Source organism: Anaerocolumna aminovalerica (assembly GCF_900115365.1).
Taxonomy (GTDB): Bacteria; Bacillota; Clostridia; order Lachnospirales; family Lachnospiraceae; genus Anaerocolumna; species Anaerocolumna aminovalerica.
Map to the genome: position 1 here is coordinate 59750 of NZ_FOWD01000017.1, position 12441 is coordinate 72190.

Sequence of the window (12441 nt, forward strand, 5' to 3'; positions counted from 1 at the left end):
TCAATATACAGTAAAGTAGAACTTAATTTTTCACAATGAATTCTGTGTAATTTTAATAATTATTATGAGTTTTATAAGTTAAATCTTTGATAAAATGAATAAAATTAGGCATAATTTATTATGAAAATTAAGGAAGCGTTCTTGACTTTTTGATATTATAAAATTATAATGGTAATAAATTGTTTATGACAGATTTATTGAATATTGGAACTTTTTTCCGGTTGGCAATTATTATTAATTGTTTCAAGTTTTGAGCTTTAGGGTGGAGAGCTTAGTTAAAGTTTTGCGCTCTTTTTTTGTACCATTAACTTTCAAAGGAGGTGTAAGAATGGCAAAAGAAGCTGTAGAGTTAGTTAAACAAGCTGAAGAGGAAGCAAAAGCACTTTTGGAGCAGTCCCGTATATATTCAGAAAAAGCTTTAGATGAAGCTAAAGTTTCTGCAAAAGAAAAATATAAGCAAATCCTTTATGATGCAAAAACAGAAGCAGAGAATATAAAAAAGAAAGCGGAAGAAGATGCTCAGTCAAAGGCTCAGCCAACTATTTTAAAAGGCAAAGAAAATGCAGATGCTATTAGGAATATGGATGAAAAAGAATTAACTTCAGCTATAAACATTGTTATTGAGAGGATTGTGAAAACAAATGGCAATAGTTAAAATGAATCGGTTTAGCCTCTTTGTCTTTGAATCAGATAAAGAAAATCTTCTTCATGAACTCCAAAAATTTAACTATGTTCATTTTCTGGATTTAAAAGAAAATACAGATTATGTGGAAATGGGATTGGAAAATGCAAAAGTTCCTGAAAACATTGTCCGGTTAAATGAAGAGATTACAAAGGTAAAGTATGGTCTTGAGAAGTTATCCAAATATGACACCAGAGCAACCGGATTAAAAGCTATGAAGGAAGGAAAGGAAGTTCTAGAGTTTACAGAATTGGAAGAGAGAGCTGAAAATTTTAATTATCAGCCTATCTATGAAAAACTGAAAGAAATTGGTTCCTCCTTGGATGCTATTAAGAGCGAAAAGGAAAAACTAAATTCTACTATGAATGAACTAAGACCATGGGCTGGTTTAGACGTAGCTGTCAGTGAACTCGGTTCCACGAAACAATGCATAACCTTAATGGGAACTATACCTAGAAATACCAGGGACAGTATGGAAAAAGAACTGCTGGAATCCCAGTATACCTATTATGAGGTAATTGGAGAAGAAAAGGGTTATATCTATATTCTTGTTATTTCCGCAAAGGAAGAAGCGGATCAGGTAATGGAAATCCTTAGAAATCATAGCTTTACAGAAACAAGGTTAGGTATAGGGGATATACCGAACAAAGAGATGGATGTCATTCTAAACAGGATAAGTGAATTAAAAGAGGAAGAAAGTAATTGTGAAAAGCAGCTGACTGAACTAGGCAAATATCTGCCCAACCTGGAATTGCTATATGATTACTACATGAATAACAAGTTAAGAATTGCTTCCTCAGAAAATTTTTTAATGGCTGGGAATGTGAATATTATTGAAGGATATGTCCCGGCAGACATGATAAATGAATTCACGGATATTGTAAAAAAGAATTTAAATAATGTTTATTTTATGGAAATAAAAGAAGCGGATAAAGAGGATGAAGAAGTACCTATATTATTGAAAAATTCCACTTTTTCCAAACCATATGAGTCATTAACTACCATGTACGCACTTCCAAAGTATAATGAAATTGATCCGACACCTTTATTTACGCCGTTTTATATATTCTTTTTTGGTATGATGATAGCAGATATGGGATATGGATTATTATTGGCACTGGGTACCGGAATTGCTCTTAAAACCTTTAATCTTTCCAAGGAGCAAAGAAAGAATATGCTATTTTATTTTTATGGTAGTATAGCAACAATTTTCTGGGGCGCTATATATGGTTCTTTCTTTGGAGGTATTATACCTCTACCTGCACTGATTGATGTTGCAGTGGAATATAATCGTTTGCTTATTATCTCTATTGCGTTTGGTATTCTTCATATATTCATAGCATTAGGAATTCATGCATATCTGAATATACGAGATGGAAAGATCTTAGATGCACTGTATGATGTAGGCTTTTGGTATATGGCACTGATAGGTGCAATACTTCTCCTGTTAACAACAACCGGTATTTTATACGGTGGTATCAAGAATGTAGCTGCCGTAATTATGGCTATAGGTATGATTGGAATTGTATTAACAGGAGGCAGAAGTTCTGAAAGTATAGGCGGTAAAATTGGAGGGGGACTTTATAGTCTATATGGAATCTCCAGCTATGTAGGGGATTTTGTATCTTATTCCAGATTAATGGCTCTTGGCCTGTCCGGAGCATTTATCGCCTCTGCAATTAATATGATGGCTAAAATGCTATTTGATATGGGTATTTTTGGAATCATCGGGGGAATCGTAGTATTTGCAGTTGGACATTCCTTTAACGTTTTCTTAAGCGTACTTAGTGGATATGTTCATTCCATCCGTCTTACCTATGTAGAGTTTTTTGGTAAATTCTACGAAGGGGGAGGAAAGGCATTTAAATTACTACAAAGTAAGCCTAAATATACTAATTTAAAAGAGTAATTCTTATTAGATTAAATTTATAAGATGAAAGCAATAAAATAAAAAGTTAAGTCAAACAACAAATTAAACTTTAAGATTATAAAGAGGCTTCTTTATTGCTTTACATCAATAAGAGCAAAATAAAAAGCATGTAATCTTCAAAGATAAAATTTAATTAATTTAAAAACTCAAAATGATTAGGAGGAAATATTTATGTCTTTTTCAGAATTTTTTATGAATTATAGTGGAGTAGCATTTGGAGCGATAGGAGCAGCCTTAGCGGTAATATTATCAGGATTCGGTTCTGCAAGAGGTGTTGGTATGGTAGGTGAAGCTGCTTCCGGTTTGATGGTTGAAGAACCTGAGAAGTTTGGTAAATCCTTAGTACTTCAGTTATTACCAGGTACACAGGGACTTTACGGATTCGTTATTGGTCTTTTGGCATTAGGTCAGTTAAGTGCAGACATGAGCTTGGCACATGGGTTTTATATTTTGATATCCTGTCTTCCAGTTGCTTTTATTGGATGGAGATCCGCTATTGCACAGGGTAGAGTAGCAGTATCCGGTATTATGTTACTTGCTAAAAATGAAGCACAATCAACAAAAGGTATTATTTATGCAGTTATGGTTGAAACTTACGCACTTTTGTCCTTCGTTATTTCATTAATATTATTAAACTCAGTTAGTTTCTAGACCTTATCAACAAAATTTTAAGGATGTGAACTTATGTCAAATTTAGATAATCTGATCCAAAAGATAAAATTGGATGCACAGTCTCATGCAGAAGAAAAGAAGAAAGAGGCTGATAAGAAAAAAGAAGAAATAGTGAATGGACAAGTTAAGCTGGCACTGGAAGAGAAGGCTAAAATAATAGAAAAAGCGGAAAAAGAAGCTGAAATTATAAAAAGCCGGATCCTTTCCAATGCTGATTTAAGGGTAAGAGATGAAATGCTAAAAGCAAAACAGGAAGTGATAGATAAAGTATTCCTGTTAGCGAAAGAAAGACTAATGAATCTGGATGATAAGGAATATGTGGAATTTGTAAAGAATCAAATCAGTACTATAGAATTAACCGGTGAGGAAACAATAATTGTACCAAGTAATCGAAGAGATTTAATCAAAAATCTTGGATTAAATCTGAAAGTGTCTGAGGAAGAAACCATTGATTCCGGATTTACCATTGTGAATAATAAGGTAAGACTTAATTTTTCTTTTGAAACCCTTATTGATTTTTTAAGAGAGGATTTAGAAACAGAAATAGCGCAAGTATTATTCAAAGAAGAATAGGAGTGGTCTCATGGATAGAATGGATTTTACCCAAGGCGTCGTAAGAACCAGAGTCCTTGAAAAACGGCTCCTTTCAAGGGCACAAATCGATAGAATGATTGATGCAGACAGTATAGAAGATGTTTTTCGAATACTGGGTGAGACTGAATATGCCGGCGAGGCCTCAAAGGTAAAGGATTTTTATAACTATGAAAAAGTTTTATCCAATGAGCTGAGCAGAGTATATGATTTAATGAGAGAAGTCTCTGTAGAACCAAAAGTAATCGATTTATTAACTCTAAAATATGATTATCATAATTTAAAAGTTATGATAAAAGAAAAAGAGTTAAATGAGGATTTTTCTTACTTATATCTTAATATTGGAACAGAGGATTTTAATGAAATTAAAAAACTGTTTCTGAACGGTAATCTGAGTGAAATTAAGAAAGAGTATCAGGAAGCAATCGAAGCAGTACAGAAGGACTTTGCTAAAAGCAAAGATCCCGGAAGAATTGATATGATTCTTGACCGGTACTATTTTAAGCATTTATATCAGCTTGCTGCAGATACCAAGATACCGCTGTTTGTTGATTATGTAAAGGATATGATTGATTTTATCAATGTGAAAACCACCATCCGCCTAAAAAGGCAAGGGAGAAATCGTAATATAATGGAAGAAGCAATTCTTCCAGGTGGTAATATTGATAAAGAAAGTCTGCTACTTACATTAAATGATTCTATTGACGAAATGATGCAAAAGTTAAAAGATTACAGAATTAGTTCTAGCCTTTTGAAAGGTTTGGAGTCCTATGAAAAAACCAATCGTTTAACAGATTTTGAAAAATATATGGATGATTATTTAATGAATTTAAATAAGTCTTCCAAGTATATTACTTTTGGACCAGAACCTATTTTCTCATATATAGTGGCTAAGGAAACAGAAATTAAGAATTTAAGGATCATTATGGTATCTAAAACGAATGGAATTTCTCCTGAAGCCATAAGAGAAAGGGTGCGTGATTTATATGTATAAAATTGGTGTTGTTGGTGATAAAGATTCTATCCTTGCATTTAAAGCATTGGGAATCGATGTTTATACAGTAAACAATAAAGAGGAAGCACGAAAAACAGTTGATACTCTTGCACATAACAACTATGGTATTATTTTTATTACGGAACAAATTGCCAGTCTAATACCAGATACACTATCACGTTATGACAAAGAGGCAGTCCCTGCAATAATTCTCATACCTAGTAATCAGGGTACTATGAATATAGGTATGGATAGAATCAATGAATATGTAGAGAAAGCCATAGGTACAAATATATTATAGAAGGAGAGGCTTATCTTGAAAGTAGGAAAAATAGTAAAGGTATCCGGACCCTTAGTTGTTGCAGAGGGAATGGACGAAGCAAACGTATACGATGTAGTTCAGGTTTCAAGTGATAAACTCATCGGTGAAATAATAGAAATGAGAGGCGACAGAGCCTCTATACAGGTATATGAAGATACTACAGGAATAGGACCGGGAGAACCCGTATATTCAACAGGAGAACCCCTTTCTGTAGAATTGGGACCGGGGCTGTTGGAAGCCATGTTTGATGGAATACAAAGACCTTTGGCACCATTACAGGCAGTCGCCGGAGACTTCTTAACAAAAGGTGTGGATGTACCTAGTTTAAATCGTGAGAAAAAATGGAACTTTACACCTGCTGTTAAAGTAGGTGACACTGTTGCTCAAGGTGATGTTATTGGTACAGTACAGGAAACTCCACTTGTATTACACAAAATCATGGTGCCTTTTGGAATGTCAGGAACCGTAACAGATATTAAAGAAGGCGAATATACAATAGTAGAAACAATCTGCACCCTGGATAATAAATCTGATCTTTCCATGATGCAGAAATGGCCGGTTCGTAAGGGAAGAGGATTCGAAAGAAAAATGGATCCCAATGTTCCGCTATTAACAGGTCAAAGAGTTATTGATACCTTTTTCCCTGTAACAAAGGGTGGTACGGCTGCTATTCCAGGACCTTTCGGTTCCGGAAAAACAGTGGTTCAGCACCAACTTGCAAAATGGGCAGATGCACAAATTGTTGTTTATATCGGCTGTGGAGAACGTGGAAATGAAATGACAGACGTATTAATGGAGTTCCCTGAAATCATTGATCCTGAAACAGGGGAATCTTTAATGAAAAGAACTGTTCTTATTGCTAATACCTCCAATATGCCTGTTGCAGCCCGTGAAGCATCCATTTATACAGGTATAACTATTGCAGAATATTATCGTGACATGGGATATTCCGTGGCACTTATGGCGGACTCTACCTCCAGATGGGCAGAGGCATTAAGAGAAATGTCCGGACGTTTGGAAGAAATGCCAGGTGATGAAGGTTTCCCGGCTTACCTTGCTTCCCGTATTGCAAGCTTTTATGAAAGAGCAGGTAAGGTAATATGCTATGGTAATGATAACAGAGAAGGTGCAGTAACTGTAATTGGAGCTGTTTCACCACCAGGCGGTGATATATCAGAACCAGTTACCCAATCAACCCTAAGAATTGTAAAAGTATTTTGGGGTCTGGATTATGCTCTTTCTTATGCAAGACATTTCCCTGCAATTAACTGGCTAAACTCTTATTCCCTCTATCAAAGTAAGGTAGACGGATGGATGAATGATAACGTTGATTCAGAATTTGCCGGAAACAGAAAGAGAGCAATGAATTTACTACAGGATGAATCAGAATTACAGGAGATTGTAAGACTGGTTGGTAAGGACACTCTTTCCGAAGAAGATCAGCTAAAACTGGAAACTACAAAGTCCATAAGGGAAGACTTTTTACAGCAAAATGCATTCCATGAAGTGGACACCTTCTGTTCTTTGGAAAAACAAAATAAAATGTTAAAGATTGTTCTGGATTTTTACGATGAAGGACTCCGTGCTCTAAAATCAGGCATATATTTAAAAGAAGTTGCAAGTATGCCGGTTAGAGATAAAATAGCCAGAATGAAATATATTCCGGAAGATGAAATGAAGGAACAACTTGACACTATTCAAACAGAATTAAAGGCTGGTATAGATAAACTAATAAGCAAAGGAGGTATCCTTGATGCTTAAAGAATATAAAACAGTTAAAGAAGTAGTAGGACCCTTAATGGTTGTTGAAGGTGTTGAAGGGGTAAAATACGAAGAACTGGTTGATATTGAGCTGCAGACAGGAGAGAAGAGAAGAGGAAGAGTTTTAGAAATCAATGGGGATAAAGCCATGGTCCAACTTTTCGAAGGCTCCACAGGTATCAATCTTAAAAATACCAGTGTTCGGTTTTTAGGAAGACCACTTGAACTTGGTGTATCCCTTGATATGATTGGACGAATTTTCGATGGATTAGGCCGTCCAAAGGATAATGGACCTAAGATCATTGCTGATAAAAAAGTAAATGTGAACGGTGTTCCTATTAATCCGGTATCCAGAGATTATCCCGATGAATTTATTCAGACAGGTATCTCTTGTATCGATGGTTTAAATACACTGGTACGTGGACAGAAACTACCAATATTCTCAGGTGCCGGTTTGCCTCATAATGAAGTTGCTGCACAGATAGCAAGACAGGCCGCTGTTATAGGTTCAGATGAGAAGTTTGCAGTAGTATTTGCTGCTATGGGTATTACCTTTGAAGAAGCTCAGTTCTTCATCGATGACTTTACAAGAACAGGTGCAATTGACCGTACCGTAATGTTTATGAACCTGGCAGATGATCCAGCTATCGAAAGAATCACAACACCACGTGTAGCCTTAACTTGTGCAGAATATTTAGCTTTTGAAAAGGATATGCATGTACTTGTTATCTTAACGGATATGACTAACTATGCAGAAGCATTAAGAGAAATATCTGCAGCAAGAAAGGAAGTACCTGGAAGACGTGGTTATCCTGGATATTTATATACCGACCTTTCTCAAATATATGAAAGAGCCGGAAAAGTAAAAGGAAGAAAGGGTTCTATTACCCAGATTCCAATTCTTACTATGCCGGAAGACGATATTACCCATCCAATCCCTGACTTAACAGGATATATTACAGAAGGACAGATTATTCTTTCCAGAGATTTGTATAAGAGAGGTATGGAACCTCCAATTAATGCGGTTCCTTCTCTATCCAGATTAAAAGATAAAGGTATTGGTGAAGGTAAAACAAGAGAAGACCATGCAAGTACCATGAACCAATTATATGCAGCTTATACCTCCGGTAGAGAAGCAAAAGAATTATCTGCTATTCTTGGTGAAAGTGCATTATCAGAAACAGATAAAGCTTTCGCACATTTTGCTGAGGAATTTGATGGGAAATATGTTAACCAAGGGTATTACAACAACAGGGGCATAGAAGAAACCTTAGATTTAGGATGGGAGTTATTAAAACTTATTCCTAGAAGTGAGTTAAAGAGAATTGATACTAAGCTCCTTGATAAATACCTTCCATTAGATGACAAAGGGGCTGAGTAGATGGCAAAACTAAACGTAAACCCTACCCGTATGGAACTTTCTAATCTGAAGAGAAGATTAGTTACTGCAAAACGCGGACATAAACTTCTTAAGGATAAGCAGGATGAATTAATGCGAAAATTCATTGAGCTGATTAAGAGAAATAAGGAATTACGTGTGGAAGTGGAGAAAGAGCTAAGTGGATCCTTTAAAGACTTTCTTATCGCCAGTGCAGTAATGTCTCCTCAGATGTTAGAGGAAGCAGTTGCATTTCCCAATGAAAAGATCAATGTGGACATAACCATGAAAAATATTATGAGTGTATATGTTCCGATTATGAATTTTAAAAGAGAAATGCGAAATGAAGATGAAGGCAGTATATATCCTTATGGATATGCCCAGACCTCTTCGGAATTAGACGATGCTATTCTTAAACTTTATAATATTTTTACTAAACTCCTGGAATTAGCAGAGGTAGAAAAGTCCTGTCAGTTGATGGCAGATGAAATTGAAAAGACCAGAAGAAGGGTTAATGCACTAGAGTATCGTACAATACCTGATTTGGAAGTAACCATAAAATACATCAGAATGAAATTGGATGAAAATGAAAGAAGTACCATTACCCGTCTGATGAAAGTTAAAGATATTATTAATAAATAAATATGATGTACCAATGTTTCGTCTTATATAGACCTTTGAGAGTATAAAAATATATCCTATACTCTCAAAGGTCTGTTTTACTTTACTTTAAGGATATAAGATGTTCACACTCTCAAAGGTCTATTTTACTTTAAGAGTGCGAGATGTCCATACTCTGAAAGGTCCCTTATGTGAGTGAAGCTATAGTCTTGTAATATTTCTGTAATTTTGATATACTAAACCATCCACTATAACACCAGACTTTGATTCTGTGTTATTCTGTGAAAAGTGGAGGTGAATTATAAATGAAAATATACAGAACAGCTGAGGTTGCAAAGATAATTGGAATTCATCCCAATACAGTGCGTTTATATGAGAAGTTAGACCTTATTCCCAAACCGGAACGAAAGGAGAACGGATATCGTATTTTTACTGCTTTTCATATAGAGCAATTTAAGCTTGCCCGTATCGCTTTTCAAATTGAAGTGCTGCAAAATGGATTGCGAAAACAGATAATCGAAATGATAAAGGTATCTGCAGCCGGTAATTTTGATAAAGCAGTTGATCTTACAAGAACATATTTATGGCAGGTAAGGCTGGAACAAAAGAATGCAGAGGAAGCCATAGAAATAGTAAAACAGCTTCTAAACCATAAACCTCAGGAAAATGATATAGCTTATAAAAGGAAAGAAGTTTCGGAATTACTTAATATTTCTATGGACGCACTTAGAAATTGGGAAATGAACGGATTGTTGTCAATTAAGAGAAAAGAAAATGGGTACCGAATTTATACAGAGGAAGATATAAAACGTTTAAAAATTATTCGTTCCCTTCGATGTGCTAATTATTCGTTAGAGTCTATTTTGCGTATGCTTAACGAATTATCCTATAATCCCAACGCCAATATAAAAGAGGTACTTAATACTCCAAAAAAGGATGAAGACATTATATCGGTATGCGACAAACTGATTATTTCATTGCAGACAGCTGAAAAAAATGCAAAGAGTATGATAAAGATGCTGCAGGATATGAAAAACAAATATAAATAAACTCTACAGTTTAACACCAACCTTATTGTTGGTGTTATTCTTCTTTATATCAAAATATAAGGAGTACAAAACCATGGAAGAAGTAATTAAAGTAGAGCAGCTTTTCAAATCTTATGGCAGGCTGGTTGCAGTAAACAATTTAAACATATCAGTAAAGCCTGGCATGGTCTTTGGATTGCTTGGTGCAAATGGTGCAGGGAAAAGTACAGCTATCGAATGTATCTTGGGTACAAAAAGATCGGATAGCAAAGAAATTTCCATTTTAGGAATGAACCCTCAGAGGGAACGAAAAAAGTTATTTGAAAAAGTAGGAGTTCAGTTTCAGGAAGCCAATTATCAGGACAAAATAACGGTAAGCGAACTATGTGAAGTTACCCAATCCCTTTATAAAGAGGGAACCAATTATATTGAATTATTAAAGCAATTTGGGATTATTGATAAGCTTAATAGCCCTGTTCAGGAACTCTCTGGAGGACAGCGGCAACGGCTGTTTGTGATTCTTGCGCTGCTTTCCAACCCTGAAGTAGTATTTTTAGACGAATTAACAACAGGCCTTGACACAAAAGCCAGACGGGATGTATGGAAGATACTATCCGGTTTGAAAGCAAAGGGGCTGACTATTTTCTTAACCTCCCACTATATGGATGAGGTTGAGGCTTTGTGTGATTGTATTTGCATACTGAAGCACGGCCGCACCGTATTCTATGGAACAGTTCAGGAGGCAATTAATTCAAGTCCCTATGATAAATTGGAAGACGCTTACCTTTGGTATACAGAAGAGGAGGAAAAAGACGATGAAGACCTTTCGAACAATGCTTAAAACGGAGTTAAAATTATCCTTTCGGGGAATGGATATGTTTATTTTTGCAATCTGTATACCCATTGTAGTTTTAATTATTATTGGAATAATCTACGGGAACAAGCCTGCTTTTGAAGGTTCTGGTTACACTTTTTTAGAGCAATCTTTTGGTGCTCTTACAACTATTTCAATCTGTGCCGGAGGTGTAATGGGACTTCCATTAGTGGTATCTGATTATCGGAGTAAAAAAATATTAAAGCGCTTTAAGGTAACGCCAATAAGCCCTGCAATGATTTTATCAGTTCAAGTAGTCATCTATATGCTGTATGCCTTTGCATCTCTTTTACTCATTTACCTTTTAGGAATGCTTTTATTTGGATTTCAATTAAAGGGTTCGTTATTGCATTTTATGGGTGGCTTTTTCTTAGTAATGTTATCAATGTTCAGTATTGGAATGATGGTTGGAGGTATAGCGCCAAACACAAAAATGGCTGGGGTAATTGCAAGCATACTGTATTTCCCTATGCTCATATTCTCAGGAGCAACATTACCATATGAAGTTATGCCTGTGAAGCTTCAAAAGGTAGCGGATATATTACCTTTAACTCAAGGAATTAAACTTCTGAAAGCCGCTTCGTTGGGATTATCGGCAGACAATGTGCGGTTGCCCATTATTATCATGGTTGTTCTTGCCGTAATTTGTATTGGTATTTCTATCAGATTTTTTAAGTGGGAATAATCCAAGAACTGGTTCTTCTCCAATGGAAGAAGTGGGGGGAGAACTTAACCGTCTCTAAGAATAAACTCTAACAATTAACTGATACAGCTAGACTGTATATATTTAAACCTCCCAGTGATGTTTGTCAGACTAACACTTGGAGGTTTTTCTTTTATAAATAAAATATTAGAGCATACGAGCTTTTTCGTATACCCTAACATTTAGCACTATATTTTATATTCTTAGAGCTTATTGATCACAATAATAGTTATCGATCCGACATACTGATGGATTCAATAGCAACACTGCCCCCACGAACTACTTCTACATTTTTAAACTGACTGGTAAGAAGTTTTATAATATCATTATTTTTGGTTTCTGTTCGAACACATTCTAACAGTATGCTATCTGCACCATAATCTACAACAGATGCTTTAAAAACACTTGCAATTTGAAATATTTCATTTATTTCCTGTTTGGTACAATTCTTTATTTTTACAAATAATATTTCTTTCATATGTGTGGGAATCGTAGTAAAATCTAATACTTTTATTACTTCAACCATTCGGTTTAACTGTTTTTGTATTTGCTCAAAAGTAATGTCATCACTGTTTAATCCTATAGTAATTCTGGATACCGTTGCGTCTTCCGTAGTTCCAACAGTCAAGCTTTCTAAATTATAAGTTTTACCTGAAAATAATCCTGATATTTTGGCTAAGACACCCACATCATTTTCTACATATAATGAAATCCATCTTTTTTTCATATAATACCTCTTTTCTGTATACTATTTGCTTAATAGCTTAATAGCTTAATAGCTTAATAGATTTTTTATGAGATAATCTTAATATAATCTTTTATGAAACAAATCAATTAATGAAAAATTACCGAACTTATACTTTTAATTAATATGCATAAATTCAA

Annotated in this window: 13 protein-coding genes and 1 other annotated feature; of the genes, 12 read left to right on the plus strand and 1 reads right to left on the minus strand. The window is 35.1% G+C overall.

Features of this window, described 5'->3' with window-relative positions:
• Nucleotides 1–219: 219 nt before the first annotated feature.
• Nucleotides 220–272 (plus strand) — a sequence feature (sodium ion sensor (DUF1646 type); this cis-regulatory element may regulate processes involved in with the transportation of sodium ions).
• Nucleotides 273–328: 56 nt separating this feature from the next.
• The 12 genes from BM183_RS10970 (at nucleotide 329) to BM183_RS11025 (ending at nucleotide 11538) form a co-directional block, all read left to right on the plus strand.
• Complete coding sequence (locus BM183_RS10970; protein ID WP_091686932.1) at nucleotides 329–655, plus strand: hypothetical protein; 327 nt, start codon at nucleotides 329–331, stop codon at nucleotides 653–655.
• A complete protein-coding gene (locus BM183_RS10975) occupies nucleotides 642–2591 on the plus strand; it encodes a V-type ATP synthase subunit I (RefSeq protein ID WP_091686933.1) in 1950 nt (649 codons plus the stop codon). The genes BM183_RS10970 and BM183_RS10975 overlap by 14 nt, the downstream gene beginning before the upstream one ends.
• A gap of 192 nt (nucleotides 2592–2783) precedes the next feature.
• Nucleotides 2784–3263: a V-type ATP synthase subunit K gene (locus BM183_RS10980; protein ID WP_091686934.1), complete on the plus strand. Its 480-nt coding sequence runs from the start codon at nucleotides 2784–2786 to the stop codon at nucleotides 3261–3263.
• A 33-nt stretch (nucleotides 3264–3296) separates the two neighbouring features.
• On the plus strand, nucleotides 3297–3857 hold the full coding sequence (locus tag BM183_RS10985) for a V-type ATP synthase subunit E (protein ID WP_091686935.1): 561 nt from the start codon (nucleotides 3297–3299) through the stop codon (nucleotides 3855–3857).
• Nucleotides 3858–3867: 10 nt separating this feature from the next.
• A complete protein-coding gene (locus tag BM183_RS10990) occupies nucleotides 3868–4869 on the plus strand; it encodes a V-type ATP synthase subunit C (protein WP_091686936.1) in 1002 nt (333 codons plus the stop codon).
• Complete coding sequence (locus BM183_RS10995; protein ID WP_091686965.1) at nucleotides 4862–5170, plus strand: V-type ATP synthase subunit F; 309 nt, start codon at nucleotides 4862–4864, stop codon at nucleotides 5168–5170. The genes BM183_RS10990 and BM183_RS10995 overlap by 8 nt, the downstream gene beginning before the upstream one ends.
• Before the next feature lie 15 nt (nucleotides 5171–5185).
• A complete protein-coding gene (locus BM183_RS11000) occupies nucleotides 5186–6952 on the plus strand; it encodes a V-type ATP synthase subunit A (protein WP_091686937.1) in 1767 nt (588 codons plus the stop codon).
• Nucleotides 6945–8333, plus strand: a complete 1389-nt coding sequence (locus BM183_RS11005) for a V-type ATP synthase subunit B (RefSeq protein WP_091686938.1) — start codon at nucleotides 6945–6947, stop codon at nucleotides 8331–8333. Before BM183_RS11000 ends, BM183_RS11005 begins: the two co-directional genes overlap by 8 nt.
• A complete protein-coding gene (locus tag BM183_RS11010) occupies nucleotides 8334–8972 on the plus strand; it encodes a V-type ATP synthase subunit D (protein ID WP_091686939.1) in 639 nt (212 codons plus the stop codon).
• A gap of 284 nt (nucleotides 8973–9256) precedes the next feature.
• Nucleotides 9257–10000 carry a MerR family transcriptional regulator gene (locus tag BM183_RS11015; RefSeq protein WP_091686940.1) on the plus strand — a complete coding sequence of 248 codons (744 nt, stop codon included), beginning with the start codon at nucleotides 9257–9259 and terminating at the stop codon, nucleotides 9998–10000.
• A gap of 73 nt (nucleotides 10001–10073) precedes the next feature.
• Nucleotides 10074–10820, plus strand: a complete 747-nt coding sequence (locus BM183_RS11020) for an ABC transporter ATP-binding protein (RefSeq protein ID WP_091686941.1) — start codon at nucleotides 10074–10076, stop codon at nucleotides 10818–10820.
• Nucleotides 10795–11538 carry an ABC transporter permease gene (locus BM183_RS11025; RefSeq protein WP_091686942.1) on the plus strand — a complete coding sequence of 248 codons (744 nt, stop codon included), beginning with the start codon at nucleotides 10795–10797 and terminating at the stop codon, nucleotides 11536–11538. Before BM183_RS11020 ends, BM183_RS11025 begins: the two co-directional genes overlap by 26 nt.
• Nucleotides 11539–11785: 247 nt before the next feature.
• On the opposite strand, the gene ilvN is transcribed toward BM183_RS11025, so the two are convergent.
• Entirely contained in the window at nucleotides 11786–12283 is a 498-nt protein-coding gene (gene ilvN, locus BM183_RS11030) for an acetolactate synthase small subunit (protein ID WP_091686943.1), read from the minus strand.
• Nucleotides 12284–12441 lie beyond the last annotated feature (158 nt).